Genomic DNA, 16,645 nt, shown 5'->3' with positions numbered 1-16,645 from the left:
TATAATGAATAATGCTGCCCACTGAATACGAGTCATATTTATATACCTCATTAATTTTATTTAAAAATTAATTATTAATACTATATATTTTATAATATATAATAAATTTATTATTTATTATTATCATATTAAATAAAAAATTCATTTATTTACTATTTTTTTTAGTGTTTCTTTAACAGAATATGTGTTTTTTAAATTTTTATTTATTTATTATTTTTTTTAGTGTTTCTTCAATAGAAAATATATTTTCTAAATTTGATGTATACTTAGTATTTATACTACTTAATGGACTATTTTTTTCACATATTTTCCAAATATCTGTTCCACTACCTAAGTAGTCACTAATTTTTGATGGTAAATATGGATTTCTTTTAAAGACATTTTTAGTATTTGCATCATTAACTATTAAACAATCAAATTTTTTTAATGTATTTAAAAATTCTAAATAAGGTAAATAATTATTAAGAGTTATGTTATTTTTAATTGGCATACAATTTACTATTTTCTGAAATTCATTAGGATTTGGTATAAATAAATGTATTAATACTTTATCTTTTAATTCTTTATTTAATGCATTTAATGATGAAAATATATTGTATATGTTTCTTTTTTCATAAAAAATTCCAAAATATCCAAAATTAATTTTAGATTTATCTATTTTATTATATTCTGATTTTTTAATAGTATATAATTCTTCATCTGGAGTAATATGATTTTTAATAATTGATTTTTTATTAATTTCATCTTTAATTTCATCTATTGGTAAATAACTTAACATCAATTCTTTTTGACTTTCATTTGTAAATATTATTTTATCTGCAAATAAATAGGTTAAATATTCAGTATAAAAATAATAATTATCAGATTCATATGTTTTTTTATTATTTCTTTTTAGAATATTATTTATTTTATTGATATCATTTTTATCAATTTTTCCATATCTTTCATATGCTCTCATACTTATTAAAATTGGATCTGAAAATTTTGCTATCCATTTTACATCAGGATTTCTGATTTTATATATAAATCCAAATAAATGATTAATAGGAAACATAGATTTTGTATATATTGTTTCATATTTTCCTTCAGTAGATAGTTCATTCAGTGCTTTAAATGATTTTTTAATAAATAATTTAACATTTTTCCATTTCCAATTTGTAGATGTATCTAAGAGAATATCATTGTTTATGTATTTTTTAATAAGTTTATAAAATTCTTCATCTTTTTTAGATGGTATTTTATTATGTATAATATCTACTTTTTCTTTTTTATTGTATATTTCTTTAGCTACATCGTTTCCTCCAGTATCAGAGTAAGGTAAGAAATTATACATACAAATTAAAGTTTTTGCTTTCATGTTAATCCTTATTTTAATTAAATCTTCCTTTTAAAATTTTTATTATTATTAATTTTTCTTTATTGTATATCAATTATTTTTAAGTTTAATTTAATTAAAAAATTTAACTATATAAAAAGATAATCTCTTTTAATGCAGAGACTAATTTTTCAATATCATCAGTATTATTGTATAAATGTATTGAAGCTCTAATTGTACCTTCTTTTGCACCAATATGTTTTATTGCAGGTATTGCACAATGATGGCCACTTCTAAGACAAATATTTTTAGATTCATCTAAAATTTTAGATATATCATGAGGATTAGCATTATCTATATTAAATGAAACAATTGAATTATTATTTTCATTTCCATAGGTTTTAATATTATCAATTGAATTTAATGATTCGTATAAGTTATGTGTTAGTTTTTTATCATATTCTTCAATATTATTTATTCCAATATTATTTATATAATCTATAGCTCTTCCGAGACCAATAATGCCTCCTAAATTTTGAGTACCACCTTCAAATCTTTGAGGTCCATCTTCTAATTTAAAATCTTTAAAATCAGTATTTGTAATAGTTCCTCCACCAAGATTTTGAGGGTATATATAATCTTGATTAGTTTCTTTAATATAAATAAAACCTGTTCCAACAGGACCTAATAATCCTTTATGTCCAGGAAATGCCATAAAGTCAGGATTTAATTTAGATATGTCTATATTTATATGACCAATAGATTGTGCTCCATCAACAAGAAGATAAGTATTAGTTCCATCTTTACACTGGTTTTTATGCACTATTTTTTCAATACCTTCAATATCTTGTATTGAACCTATTGCATTACTTATATGACTTATTGCAACAAGTCTTGTATTTTCATCAAGAAGATTATAAATAGTATTTTTATTAACAAGTCCATCTTTATCTGCTTTAGCTATTTTAATATTTATTCCTTTTTTCTGAAGATTAAGCCATGGTATAAAATTAGAGTGATGTTCTATATCTGAGATTATTATATTATCTCCTTTTTTAAAATCAAAACCATTACTTATTAAATTTATTCCTTCAGTAGTATTTTTAGTAAAAATTACTTCATCTTTTTTACAATTTATAAAACTAGCAAGTTTTTCTCGTGTTTGATCTATTTTTGTTGTGGTTTTTATTGCAGTTTTATATGTTCCACGTCCTGCATTTGAATTGTATTCTAAAAAGTATTCTTCCATAGCATCTACTACTTGTATTGGAGTAAGGGATGTACTTGCTGAATCAAAATAGATAATATTATTTAATATTGGAAAATCTTCTCTAATATAATCTAAATCTATCATAAAATCATTTTTAATATTTTTTTTATAAAGATTAATTTTTTTATTAATTATTTTAATATATTATTTATTATTTTAATAAATAAGTTTTCTAATTAATTTTTTATATTTATTTAATTATTTAAAAATACTTAGTAAGTTAGTTTATATAATAAGTTTATGGATAATATTTTAAAAAATTAGTTTATTTAATAAAAATATTTTTTATATTTTAGTCTTGTTTATTAGAGAATTTTAGTTTTTTTTAGTAAAATGAGTATTTTTATATTTTAATTTAAAAATTAGATTTAGCTATTTTAAAAAAAGTATAAAATTATCATATAAAATGATAATTATAATTTAATTTTATAATGCATTTTTAATTGCTTCACTCATTTCCATAGTAGATGCATTTCCACCAAGGTCACCAGTGACATCTTTTCCTTCTTTAAGGACTTTGAGTATTGCATTTTCTACTTTTGTAGCAGCTTCTTGTTCACCAAGATAATCAAGCATCATTTTTGCAGATAAAATCATAGCAATAGGGTTAGCTATTCCTTGACCTGCAATATCTGGAGCAGATCCATGAACTGGTTCAAATAATGCATTGTTTTCACCGATATTTGCTGATGGGATTAAACCTAAACCTCCAACAAGACCAGCACCTTCATCTGATAAAATATCACCATAAAGGTTAGTTGTAACTATAACTTGGAATTTATTACTTTGAGTAATAAGATACATTGAGGTAGCATCTATATAAAAGTCATTTGTTTCAATTCCTTGATTTTTGTATTCTTCAGCTACTTCATATAATATTTTTTTGAATAAACCATCAGTTTTTTTAAGTACATTTGCTTTATGAACACCAGTAACTTGTGTTTTATTATTATTTTTAGCATATTCAAATGCATATCTGATGATTCTTTCTTCTGCTTTTCTTGTAATAATACGTCTTGCAATAGCACCTTCATCAGTATATTCTTCTTCACCAGTAATATACATTCCTTCAGTGTTTTCACGTACAATCATAATGTCTAAATCATCAAATAATGCTTTAGTACCTGGATATGATTTTACAGGTCTGAGATTTGCAAATAATTTTAAAGATTGTCTAAGTTTTACAATAACATCTGCAGCAGATTCTTCTGCAGCACCAAAAAGACATGCATCTGAATTTTTAACAAGTTCAAGTGTTTCATCAGGTAATGCTTTTCCTGTTTTTTCAAGACATTCGTCTCCTGCAAGACCATATTCATATTCAAAATCAATATCTAATCCATCAAGAACATTAATTGCAGCTTCCATTACTTCTTTACCAATTCCATCTCCAGGAACTACAGCTATTTTATACATTTAATCACTCACTTAATTTATAATAATTATTTTAAAAATTAACTATTGATTACTCAATTTAATATTTTAAACTGAGTATATAAACAACAATATATATTTATATATTTTATTAGTTAATAAAAAATTTTTTTATTTTTAAATTTAGTCTAGAAAAATTATATATCTTAATGTTTATTTAATTGATTTTTTTTAATTAACTTTATACTTAAATACTAATTTAATTAAAATATTACTTAATTAATAATTTAAATAATATTTTAGAAATTAATTATTTAGTGATATATTATGTATAGTTTTAATAAATTAAAAGGAGATATAAATTTAAAATGGTTCTTTTTAATTTATTTTGTATTTTTATTATCTTTTACATTGTATCAGACAAGAATATCTTATTTTAATATAAAACTTACTTTAATACCTTTTTTAGCTTTATTTTTAATTGGTTGTTTAATTCTTTTTATTTCAAATAAGGATGTTCCACTTTATAAAGTGGCCTTTATTATAATTTTGATATTTGGATTAATATCTGTATTTTTAACTCCAATTGTTACTGTATGTGATGAAACAGAACATTTTTGGAGATCTGAATTAACATCTAATGGTGAGCTATTTCCATCATATGTAGATATTCCTAATTCAAATAAAACATCATATGAATCAAAAGGATATCTTACAATTGCTTCAATGTCTCCACTTTATAAGATAACTGGAGATACTATTTATAACTCTTCATGGGCAAATGAAAAAATAAATTATTCCTCTGCTTATGTTTCTTCAGCGTTTTGTCAGAATCCATTTTATGGTTATATTCCACAAGCTATAGGTATTAATATTGCTAAAGGTTTAAATCTTAATAATATATGGATGCTCTGGTTTGGAAGGATATTTAACCTTTTAATGTTTTCATTAATAGCTTCATATGCAATTAAAAAAGCACCAATATTTAAGATTCCTCTTCTTATTTGTTCTTGTATGGCTTTAACAATATATCAAGCAGCATCTTTAAGTATTGATTCAAGTGTTAATGCACTTGCAATTCTTTCAATTGGATATTTTTTATATATGTATAAAGCAAAAGAGAAAACATTATCTTATAAGAATATTGGAATATTTTTAATAATATCTCTTTTATGTGGTTTTACTAAAGTAACATATATGGGATTAGCATTATTAATATTTCTTGTTCCTAAAAATAATTTTAAAACAGAAAAAGTCAGATATTCAAGAATTATTGGATTTTTATCCATTCTTATAATTGATTTATTATGGACTAAGTTATTTGCTACTAAACAATTACTTAATTCATGGAGAGGAACATATTTTTTAAAAAATAATGTTAATGCTTTAAGCCAATTAGTCTTTATGTGGCATCATCCTATTCAATCATTTAATATAATATTTAATATAGAAAATGTTTGGAATGTAATAAGTGGATTTTTCTCATTTGGTAATTTACCACCATATACATCTACATTTCTTGTAATAAGTTTCTTAATATTTTATGTAGCTATTTGTTTCTTATATCCAAGTGAAATTAAAATAAATAGAAAATTTAGAATAGGAATATTTTTAATTGGATTTTTAATATTCTTTGGTACATATTTTGTTCAATACCTTACATGGTGTAATGTTGGATATCCAAAAGTAGTAGGTGTTTTTGGAAGATATTTCATTCCACTTATAGCATTAGGGCCTATGATATTTAATATAAATATGAATAAAAAAATCAGTAAAAATCTTAATTTACTTGTAATATGTTTTGTTATTTGTTTTATAAGTTCAATGTTACTATTGACCTTTATAAACTTTTATTAATTTTAATTTTTTTATAAATTTTAGCTATTTTTAATTTAATTAATCTATTCTAATTTTTACTAAATTTAATAGCTAATTTTTTATAAATTTATTATTTTTGGTTAAAATCAGTAGGTAATAGTTAATATTTTATAAATTTATTATTTTTGGTTAAAATTAGTATTTAATGAATTATTCTATAATTTTTATTTTTATTGTTTAAAATTAGTTTTTTTAGTTTAAATTTAAATATATGTTAAAAAAAGAATTGGAAAAAAGTTTTTCCAATTTATAAATCTGGATTATTTTTAATCCAAGGAATTAATCCACCACTTTCTAAAATATTTAACATAAATGGTGGTAATTTTTTAAATTTTATTTCTTCACCAGATTCAGTTTTAATAACACCATTCTCCATATCTACTTCAATTTTTTCTCCTTCTTTAACTTTATCATGAACTCCAGGAGCTTCAATTAAAGGAACACCAATATTTGTTGCATTACGATAGAAAATTCTTGCAAAAGATTCAGCAATAACAGCATTAATACCTAAACCTTTAATAGCCATAGGTGCATGTTCTCTTGAAGATCCACATCCAAAGTTAGTTCCACCAACAATGAAATCTCCTTTTTCTGCTTTTTTACTGAAATCTGGATCTAAACCTTCCATACAATGTTTAGATAATGTTTCTTCATCATTATAAATTAAATATCTTCCAGGTAAGATTGTATCTGTATCTACATCATTACCAAATTTCCATGTTTTTCCTTCCATATTATCTTCCTCTTAAAGTTATAATTCACTTGGTAAAGTTATTTCACCTGTAATTGCAGAAGCTGCTGATACTTTAGCACTAGATAAATATACTTCTCCATCTGGACTTCCTTGTCTTCCTTTAAAGTTTCTGTTTGAAGTTGAAAGACTTACTTCTCCTGGTCCAATAAGACCAACATGTCCACCTAAACATGGTCCACAACATGGATTAGTAACAAGTGCACCTGCATCAACAAAGATTTTAGTTAATCCTTCTTCTAAACATTTAGTGTAAACTTCTTTACTTGCAGGAATTACAAGCATTCTTGTTCCTTTAGCAACTTGTTTACCTTTTAATATTTCAGCTGCATCTCTCATATCTTCAATTCTTCCATTAGTACATGAACCTAAAAATACTTGATCTACATGTTTATCTACTTCACTAGCAGGTTTAACATTATCTACATGATGAGGACATGCAATTTGTGGTTCAAGGTCACTGACATCAATTTCAATTGTATCATAGTTTGCATCTTTATCAGTAGTAAATGCAGTATATTTTTTATTGGTTCTACCTTTAAGATATTCTTTAGTTTTTTCATCAGCTTCAAATAAACCTACTTTTCCACCCATTTCAACAGTCATATTTGAAAGAGTCATTCTATCAGTCATTTCAAAGTTTTTAGCTGTTGGTCCTACAAATTCACATGCTTTGTATGTTGCACCATCAGCACCAACTTGACCAATAATACTTAAGATAACATCTTTAGCAGATGTATCTTTTTTTAAATCACCTGAAATTTCAAATCTAATTGTTTCAGGAACTTTAAACCATAATTTACCAGTTGCAAAAACCATAGCCATATCAGTTGAACCAATACCTGTTGCAAATGTACCAAATGCACCATGAGTACAAGTGTGTGAATCAGATCCAACAAGAACTTCTCCAGGTCTTACATGGCCTAATTCTGGAAGTACTTGATGACAAACTCCTTCATTTACATCATAAAAGTTTGTAATATCTTGTTCTTTTGCGAATTTTCTCATTAAAATATGGTTATTAGCTGCATCAATTGAATCAGCAGGTACTTGGTGATCAAATGGAATAACTATTTTATCTTTATCCCATACTTTTTTAGTACCAATTTCATTAAATCCTTTCACTGCAAGAGGACCAGTTAAATCATGAGTCATTGCTACATCAATATTAGCCATTACAATTTCTCCAGCTTCAACTTTATCTTTACCAGATGCTCTAGCTAATATTTTTTCAGACATTGTCATTGACATAATTTTTTTCTCCTAAAAATCAAATATTTAATTTTTTAATAGATTATTATTAAAATAATATAATAATTATTTATATGGTTTTTTCATTTAATAAATTTTGACTATATAAATATTTTAAAAATTAGAATATATTGTTTATTTAAAACAAGTTTAAAAGTTTTAATATAATAATTATAATTTTTTTTAGTTATTTTTCTTGTTTTGAGTTTTTTTTAATTATTAAAACTTTATAATTTTTATTTTTAAAAATAAGTTTTAGATTACTTATTTTCTATTTTTAATTTTTCTAAGAGGTTCTGTTATTTTCCAACTTCTTGAATTTAAAATTGATTTATTTAATTCTTTTAAATATGAAATTTCTTTATTTTTTTCTTCTATATTCTTAATAAGACTTTCAATTGTATCTTCATTAAGTTTTTTATAGTCAAAATGTTTAAAGTCATGTTTATCTATTTCTTGAAGTACTTTTTTATAGTCTTTCGGATATTTTTTTAGATAAGATATAATAAAACTAATTTGGCCTTTATAATTAGCATCATATATTATTTTTTCCATTTTTTTATTTTCAATATTATCTAAAGTTTTATCAATACATTCCATAGTATTTAATCTTTCTATGACATTAAAATTATATGAAATATCTTGATGTGATGCAGAAGTACTTATATAAAGTCTATAATATATTGCTTCTTCATCATTATTTACTATATAAAATTCAAAATCAATTTTAGCATAAACTCTAGAGAAATATTCAATATCTTCTCCAGTTACTACTTTTTCATTGAATTTTATATCTTTAATATATTTAAAAGGTATTAATTTATTTGTTGTTATAAACATAGCATCTATTGCTATTTTATTAGGTTCTGTAACTTTATTATTTTTAAGTAGAGAATCTGAAAAATATGGTTTTTTTATTTCTTTAGTATTTTCATCTACATTAAAGAAGCTTCCAAGTACTATTCTTTTTTCTTTTCTATGTTTATATAAAACTTCAAGATATTTTGGACTTATGTAATCATCATTATCAATATAAATAATATATTCCCTATCTACTTCTTCAAGTCCTTTATTTCTTGCAATACAAATACCTTCTTTAGATTCTGTTATTTTTATATTAATCTCAGGATTTTTATTACTAAATTCTCTTATAATATTTTCAGTATTGTCTCTTTCACCATTTATAATAAAGATAGCTTCAAACAAATTGTAATCTAATGTCTGATCTTTTAATGAATTTAAAAGGTTTGTAATATATTTTTCTGCTTTATAAGTTGGAACTATAATATTAATACCTTTTTTTAATGTCATAATAATCACAAATTATCTTTTAAATCTATATGTTAGTTTATTTTTTAATATCTTCTAAAAATATTTGTTTTAATTAGATTTTTGATAAATTACCGAAGTTAAATAATTTAACTTCTTTTGGAACATCTTTAATTATATTTTTAGTATCAAATATTATTGAATCTTCCATTTTTTTAATAATTATATTATAATCTAAATCTTTAAATTCATCATGATCTGCTGATATTAAACATAATGATGCATCTTTAACTGCATTTTCAAGACTTTCATAATCACTATTTTCCACATGTGGGTCATATATTCCAATAGTATAGTTTTCTTTTTTTAGTTTTTCAATAATTTCAAATGCAGGACTTTCTCTTGTATCTCCTGTGTTTCCTTTATAAGATAGCCCAAGAATTGCAATTTTTGCTTTATCTTTGTTTGCATGTTTTTTAATAATTTTTTTAGTATAATTAACAGTAAATTCCGGCATACTTTTATTTGTATCTCTTGCAAGTTTAATTATTTTAGCAGTATCTGGTGCTTTAGAATAAATAAAGTATGGGTCTATTGCAAGACAATGGCCACCTACACCAGGGCCTGGATTAAGTATATTTACACGAGGGTGTTTATTAGCAAGTTTGATTACATCTAATGCATTTACATCTATTTCAGCACAAATTTTTGTAAGCTCATTTGCAAGTGCAATATTAACATCTCTATAAGTATTTTCCATACATTTAGATAATTCTGCTGTTTTTGCTTCTGTTTTCATTAGTTTTCCTTTAACAAAAGTTCCATATGCTTCAGCAGCTTTATCAGTACATTTTGGTGTTACTCCACCTATAATTCTATCATTGTTTACAAGCTCATACATTATTTTCCCTGGAAGAACTCTTTCAGGACAATGTGCAAGGAATAAATCTTTTCCAATATTAAAACCTTCTTTTTCAAATATTGGTTTTACAACTTCATCCATTGAACCTGGTCCAATTGTTGATTCAACTATTACAGTGTTTCCTTTTTTAACATATTTAAGAATAGAATTACAAGCATCTATAACAAAACTTAAATCACAGCTTAAATCTTCTATTTTATATGGAGTTGGTACAGTTATAATAAATACATCTGCTTCTTCAGGTTCTAATTTTGCAGTATATCTTTTTTCTTTAATAGCATTTTGAATACTTTCAACTATACCTGGTTCTTCCATATGTACAATTCCTTTGTTTAAATCTTTGATAATATCTTCTTTTACATCTACACCAACAACATTACATCCATTTTGTGCAAATAATGCTGCTGTAGGAAGACCTATATATCCTTGACCTATTATACATACTTTCATTTTTAATTCCTCTTAATTCTTGATAAAATTAAAATATTTTTAAATTTTAAAAGTTAAATTAATATTATATATAATATTATTAGTATATCCTTATTAAAATATAGATTTTATTATTTTTTTATAAATAAAAACATATATTTTAACTTTAATATTATATACTTAAATAATGAAAATTTTTTTATTTTTAACTTTTAAGATTATAGATTTTAAAATAATTTAAAATTGTTTTATTTTTTAAAATTATTAGGTGTTGATTATGAGAATTTTAGTTACTGGTGCAAATGGAATGTTAGGAACTGATTTATGTGAAATTCTTAAAGATGAAGATTTAATAGCAGCAAGTCATAAAGATTTAGATATCACTGATTTAGAAATGGTTAAATCTAAATTTAATGAATATATGCCTGATGTTATTATTAACTGTGCAGCTATGACAAATGTAGATGCTTGTGAAACAGAAAAAGATTTAGCATATAGTTTAAATGCAGAAGGTCCTAAAAATCTTGCATTAGCAACTAAAGAAATAGATGGAACATTAATTCATATTAGTACTGATTATGTTTTTAAAGGAGATAAACATAGACCACTTCGTGAAAATGATGAAATTGGTCCGGATTCTGTTTATGGAAAATCTAAACTTCAAGGTGAAGAAGCTATTGAAAATATTTTAGATAAATATTTTATTATTAGAACTGCATGGTTATATGGTGTTCATGGTCCTAATTTCATTAAAAAAATGTTAGAATTATCTGAAAATCATGATACATTAACTGTAGTAAATGATCAAGAAGGTTCACCTACATTTACAAAAGATCTTTCAATTGCAATTAAAGAAATAATTTATTCTAATAAATATGGTATTTATCATGTTACAAATAGTGGTAATACTACTTGGTATGACTTTGCTAAATTAATTTTTGAGAAAAAAGGTATTGATGTAAATGTTGAAGCAGTAAGTAGTGAAGAATTTGCTGCTCCTGCACCAAGGCCACATTATTCTGTTTTATCTCATGATAAATGGATTAAAAATGGATTTACTGAGTTAAGAGATTATAAAGATGCTCTTGATGAATATTTACAATTATTATAATTATATTTATAATTTAAAGAATATTATATTTTTTTTAAGATTTTTCTTATTTTTATTTATTTTATTTTATTTTTATTGCTGTTTTTATTTTATTTTCTAATTTTTTTGATTAAATTTATAATATATGAATTACTTAAATTTTAATTAATTAATTTAAATTTTATTGATATTTAATATTAATTTATTTTTTATCTAAAATTAAATTATGAGGAATTATTTATGAAAGGAATTGTACTTGCAGGTGGTTCAGGAACTAGGCTTTATCCTATTACAAAAGCAGTCTCTAAACAGTTATTGCCATTATATGATAAGCCAATGATTTATTATCCTATTTCTATTTTGATGTTAGCAGGAATAAAAGATATTCTTATTATTTCAACTCCAAGAGATTTACCTAATTTTAAAGAACTTTTGGGAGATGGAAGTAATTTAGGTATTTCATTTTCTTATGCTGTTCAAGATGAACCTAGAGGATTAGCTGATGCTTTTATAATTGGTGAAGACTTTATTGGTGATGATAATGTTGCTCTTATACTTGGAGATAATGTTTTCCATGGTCATAGGTTCACTGAAATTCTTGAAAAATGTACTAAATTAGAAGAAGGAGCTATAATATTCGGATATTATTCTAAAAATCCTGAATCATTTGGTGTTGTTGAATTTGATGATGATTGGAATGTATTATCAATTGAAGAAAAACCAGAACGTCCTAAATCAAATTATATTGTTCCAGGTCTTTATTTCTATGATAATAATGTAATAGATATTGCGAAAAATGTTAAACCTTCTGATAGAGGTGAAATTGAAATTACTTCTATTAATGAAGAGTACCTTAAAAGAGGAAAACTTAAAGTCCAATTATTAGGTAGAGGAATGGCATGGTTGGATACTGGTACTCATGATGGTCTTTTAGAGGCAGGAAATTTTATTGAAACAATTCAAAAAAGACAAGGGTTATATGTTGCATGCCTTGAAGAGATTGCATATAGAAAAGGTTATATTACAAGAGAGGATTTATTAAGAGAAGCTCAGTCTCTTAAAAAAACGAATTATGGTAAATATTTAATTGATTTAGCTAATGATTTAGTTAAATAGTTGAAATATTTATTTTTATTTAATTTTTTTAAATCATTATTTTGATGGGTTTTATATGAATTTTAAAAGATTATATGAAGATGAATTATTTGGAGATAAAATATTAAAAATTACTGAAAATAATACAGATTTCTCTGAAATAATAAAAGATAATAACTATTATCCTTATCACTATGTTTTATCTTATTTAAGGGAAAATTTGTTTTCATGGTATCCATTTAAAGAGGATGCTAGTTTATTAGAAGTTGGTTCAGGATATGGTCAATTAACTTCTTTATTTACAAAAAAAGTAAATCATGTTGTTTCAGTTGAACCTAATGATTTAATGGCTGAAATTGTAGCTAATAGATCAAATGAAGCAATAATTATAGATTCTAATTTTAATAATATTGAATTAAATGAAAAATTTGATTATATTATTTTATGTGATAATTTTGAATATGCAAAGTCATTTATTGATTCAGAAACTCCTTATCAAGACTATTTAAATTATTTAAAATCTTTCTTAAAAGAAGATGGTGTAATAATAATTGCAATTAATAATCGTTTAGGATTAAAATACTTTGCAGGTTTTAGAGAAGAACATACTAATCAATTGTTTACAGGTATTGATGGTTATCCTAATGTTGATTATGTAGAAACTTTTTCAAAATTACAACTTCAAAATATTATTGAATCTGCAGGATTTAAAAATTATAAGTTCTTTTATCCATATCCAGATTATGCATTTCCTCAAATTATCACTACTGATGAATTTGTAAATAAAATTCCTTATGAGCGTAAAATAGTGTATTATGGTGAGAGAGTTAATTTTTTTAGAGAAGATAAGTTAAATCAATTATTAGCATGTGAAAATTTAGCAGAAAACTTTTCAAATTCATTTTTAGTAGAAATTAGAAATTCTCCTAATAATCATTTAACTGATAGGATTCAATTTGTTAAATTAAATTCTGATAGAAATAAAGAATTTAGAACACTTACAACAATTGAAAATAAAAATGGTGAAATTTTAGTTTCTAAACTTCCTGAATCAAAAGAATCTTTAAAACATATTAATAATATGTATAATGGAAGTAAAGAGAGTTTTGGTAAAATTAAATGTCTTCAATGTGATTTTGATGGTGTAAAACTTAGTTATCCATTTATTTATGAAAAATCTTTTGAAGATTATGTATTAGATGCAATTGTAAATAAAGATAAAAAAGAATTTTTTAAGCTTATAGAAAGATATTTTAATGATTTATTTTATGATTCATTTGAATCTAATAAATATGCAGATAGAAAATTTTTATCTGTATTTAAAGAAAAATCTAATAAAACATTTCATTGTCATAATATAACAAATCTTGACTTAATATTTAGTAATATTTTCATTGTTAATAATGAATTACTTGCTATTGATTATGAATGGTTATTTGATTTCCAAGTACCATTGGAATATATATTTTATAGGGTAATATTCCATCATAGGGAGAGTAATCCTGTATTTAGAGAATTCATTACTATTGAAGAGATTTTTGAACATTTTAATTTAGATACTTCAGATTTTAAATTATTTAATAAATGGAATATAAACTTCTTTAATTATGTATTTGGTTTCCATCCAAAACCTTATCATAAAATTATATCTAAACACTTTGTTGATAATATTGATAAAATGAATGAATATATTGATTTATGTATAGATTCAGATAATTGTGATAATGAGCGAATTAATCTTTTAAGAAAAGATAATGTATTTAATCAACAAAAATTGATTAATGAATTAGAAGAGGAAATTGAAAGTAAAAATGAATTTATTAGAGAGATATTAGGTTCAAACTCTTGGAAAATTACAAAATCTCTTAGAAAATTAACACATAAATTGAAATAGATTATAATCAATTTATTATTTATAAATAGATTAAATTATTTTTATAATTTATTTCTATTTTATTTTAAGATAATGAGTTATTGTTTTTATAGTTTATTTCTTATTTTATTAGTATAATGAGATTATTTTTATAAAATATATTTTTATTTTTATTATAGGATAGATTTCTATTTTTTATTAATTGGAGTGATTTTATTGAAACGTCTTGGAATATTTCTTTGTTTTGATAAAGAAGGTATTATTGATGATTATATTACTTATTTATTAGATGATATTTCTGAAAATTTAGATGAACTATTTATTGTTTCAAATGGGGATTTAAGTTCTGAAAGCATTAATAAATTAAAAAAATATACTAATTCAGATATTTTATTTAGATCTAATATTGGTTTTGATGCTGGTGCTTGGAGAGATGTAATGGTTAAAGAATATGGCTTTAATAAGCTTATTGATTTTGATGAAGTTATATTATTTAATGATTCATTTTTTGGACCAATTTATCCATTTAAAGAAGTTTTTAATAAAATGGATAAGGAAGATGTAGATTTTTGGGGTATAACTAGTCATGGTGAAGCACCTAATGCTAGAGATTTATGTCCTTATGGTTATAGGCCAAGATATTTACAAACTTATTTTTTAGCTTTTAGAAGAAATATTATTAAATCAAAAGAATTCCAAGATTATTGGTTAAATCTTCCAGATTACACAGATTTTAATGATTTAGCATTTAAACATGGAGCAGTTTTAACTAAAAAATTTGAAGACTTAGGATATAAATGGATGCCATATGTTAATACTTTTGATATGGAAGAATCAAGAGAAAAAGCAATGAGTTTCCATACTTATGATATGTATAATATGGTAGCAAATAGAGGTTTACCTGTTATTAAAAGGAAAGCATTTAAATTACCAAGGGATATTCATCTTCGTTATAATATGGGAATGGAAATATCAAAAACAATAAAATATTTAGAAGAGAATACAAATTATGATACTTCATTAATTTATAAATATTTCCTTAGAACAATGGAACCTGGACAATTAGTTGATATTCTTAATTTAATTAGAATATTCCCTAAAAACAATCTTAATTCTGAATTTAAAACTAATAAAAAAGTTATTGTTATTGCCCACTTATATTATGATGATTTATGGGAATATGCATTTAATTATTTAAAAAATATTCCTAATTATATTGATATTCTTATAACTACTGATACTAAGGATAAAGAAGAATTCTTTAAAGAGAACATTGTAGATAAATTAAATAATTATACTCGTGTAATGGAAATTAATCCTCGTGGAAGGGATATGGCTTCATTATTTGTAGCTAGTCGTGATATATTAAAAGATTATGATTATTTCTGTTTTATGCATGATAAGAAATCTGCTGGAAAAGAATATATTACTGTTGGAGCTACATTTAGAGATATATTATGGGAGAATAATTTAGCAAGTCCTGATTATATTAATTCTATTATTAAAGAATTTGATGATAACTCAAGTTTAGGTTTAATTGTTCCTCCAAGAGTATATCATGGAACATACTTCTTTACATATATGAATAATTATTGGACTATCTGTTATGATGTTGTTTTAAAACTTTTAAAGAAAATGAATATAAATCATCCAAAAATTACTAGAACTAAACCACCATTATCTATTGGAAATTGTTTTTGGGCTAAATATGATGCTTTAAAACCTATATTTGATTTAAATTTAGATTATACAGATTTTCCAGAAGAACCAATGCCTGCAGATGGGACTATTAGTCATGCATTAGAAAGGATTTATGGTTATGTTGCAGCAAGTCAAAATTATTATACTGAGATTGTTATGACTGAAGATTATGGTAGAACTGAAATTTTTAATTTTAATTATATGTTTGGTAATACATTAAGATCTATTAAAGCTCATGATCCTGGATTTATTTGTTATAATCGTTCATTTTTTGGATTTATTCATTCTTTACCAAATTACTTTAGAATGACAGGTAGTCTTAAAAATTTCAGTAAATGGAAGTTTAAACAAATTATAAAAAAAGTATTAAGAAAAATTAAAAGATAATTTTATTTTTTTTTAAAATTAGTTTTTAGAGGATTTTTAT

Annotated in this window: 12 protein-coding genes; 5 read left to right on the top strand and 7 right to left on the bottom strand. The window is 23.4% G+C overall.

The window, feature by feature from the left end; all coding sequences use genetic code 11:
• Positions 1-199: 199 nt before the first annotated feature.
• The 3 genes from BGI41_RS00435 to BGI41_RS00425 all read right to left on the bottom strand — a co-directional run bounded on the left by BGI41_RS00435 (position 200) and on the right by BGI41_RS00425 (position 4,001).
• The gene (locus BGI41_RS00435) at positions 200-1,357 is read right to left on the bottom strand and encodes a hypothetical protein (protein WP_088538287.1); all 1,158 of its coding nucleotides are present in this window, start codon (positions 1,355-1,357) and stop codon (positions 200-202) included.
• A 103-nt stretch (positions 1,358-1,460) separates the two neighbouring features.
• Complete coding sequence (locus tag BGI41_RS00430; protein WP_088538286.1) at positions 1,461-2,669, bottom strand: aminotransferase class V-fold PLP-dependent enzyme; 1,209 nt, start codon at positions 2,667-2,669, stop codon at positions 1,461-1,463.
• A gap of 342 nt (positions 2,670-3,011) precedes the next feature.
• Complete coding sequence (locus BGI41_RS00425) at positions 3,012-4,001, bottom strand: isocitrate/isopropylmalate family dehydrogenase (protein WP_088538285.1); 990 nt, start codon at positions 3,999-4,001, stop codon at positions 3,012-3,014.
• A 285-nt stretch (positions 4,002-4,286) separates the two neighbouring features.
• Here BGI41_RS00425 and BGI41_RS00420 point away from each other — a divergent pair, with 285 nt between their 5' ends.
• The gene (locus tag BGI41_RS00420; RefSeq protein ID WP_088538284.1) at positions 4,287-5,816 is read left to right on the top strand and encodes a DUF2142 domain-containing protein; all 1,530 of its coding nucleotides are present in this window, start codon (positions 4,287-4,289) and stop codon (positions 5,814-5,816) included.
• Positions 5,817-6,084: 268 nt separating this feature from the next.
• On the opposite strand, the gene BGI41_RS00415 is transcribed toward BGI41_RS00420, so the two are convergent.
• The 4 genes from BGI41_RS00415 to BGI41_RS00400 form a co-directional block, all read right to left on the bottom strand.
• On the bottom strand, positions 6,085-6,570 hold the full coding sequence (locus tag BGI41_RS00415) for a 3-isopropylmalate dehydratase small subunit (protein ID WP_088538283.1): 486 nt from the start codon (positions 6,568-6,570) through the stop codon (positions 6,085-6,087).
• A gap of 18 nt (positions 6,571-6,588) precedes the next feature.
• Positions 6,589-7,839 carry a homoaconitase large subunit gene (hacA, locus tag BGI41_RS00410; protein WP_088538282.1) on the bottom strand — a complete coding sequence of 417 codons (1,251 nt, stop codon included), beginning with the start codon at positions 7,837-7,839 and terminating at the stop codon, positions 6,589-6,591.
• A 264-nt stretch (positions 7,840-8,103) separates the two neighbouring features.
• Positions 8,104-9,150 carry a glycosyltransferase family 2 protein gene (locus BGI41_RS00405; RefSeq protein ID WP_088538281.1) on the bottom strand — a complete coding sequence of 349 codons (1,047 nt, stop codon included), beginning with the start codon at positions 9,148-9,150 and terminating at the stop codon, positions 8,104-8,106.
• A 73-nt stretch (positions 9,151-9,223) separates the two neighbouring features.
• Positions 9,224-10,480, bottom strand: a complete 1,257-nt coding sequence (locus BGI41_RS00400) for a nucleotide sugar dehydrogenase (protein WP_088538280.1) — start codon at positions 10,478-10,480, stop codon at positions 9,224-9,226.
• A gap of 256 nt (positions 10,481-10,736) precedes the next feature.
• On the opposite strand from BGI41_RS00400, the gene rfbD reads away from it, so the two are divergent.
• The 4 genes from rfbD to BGI41_RS00380 all read left to right on the top strand — a co-directional run bounded on the left by rfbD (position 10,737) and on the right by BGI41_RS00380 (position 16,605).
• The gene (gene rfbD, locus BGI41_RS00395; protein ID WP_088538279.1) at positions 10,737-11,570 is read left to right on the top strand and encodes a dTDP-4-dehydrorhamnose reductase; all 834 of its coding nucleotides are present in this window, start codon (positions 10,737-10,739) and stop codon (positions 11,568-11,570) included.
• Positions 11,571-11,789: 219 nt separating this feature from the next.
• The gene (gene rfbA, locus BGI41_RS00390) at positions 11,790-12,665 is read left to right on the top strand and encodes a glucose-1-phosphate thymidylyltransferase RfbA (RefSeq protein WP_088538278.1); all 876 of its coding nucleotides are present in this window, start codon (positions 11,790-11,792) and stop codon (positions 12,663-12,665) included.
• A gap of 55 nt (positions 12,666-12,720) precedes the next feature.
• Complete coding sequence (locus BGI41_RS00385; RefSeq protein ID WP_088538277.1) at positions 12,721-14,538, top strand: bifunctional 2-polyprenyl-6-hydroxyphenol methylase/3-demethylubiquinol 3-O-methyltransferase UbiG; 1,818 nt, start codon at positions 12,721-12,723, stop codon at positions 14,536-14,538.
• A gap of 195 nt (positions 14,539-14,733) precedes the next feature.
• Complete coding sequence (locus BGI41_RS00380) at positions 14,734-16,605, top strand: rhamnan synthesis F family protein (protein WP_158211953.1); 1,872 nt, start codon at positions 14,734-14,736, stop codon at positions 16,603-16,605.
• The last annotated feature ends 40 nt before the right edge of the window (positions 16,606-16,645 follow it).

Origin of the sequence: Methanobrevibacter sp. 87.7 (assembly GCF_002208625.1) — an archaeon.
Lineage (GTDB): Archaea > Methanobacteriota > Methanobacteria > Methanobacteriales > Methanobacteriaceae > Methanarmilla.
Note: the sequence above shows the minus strand (reverse complement) of the source record. Positions and strands in the feature narration are given on the sequence as shown.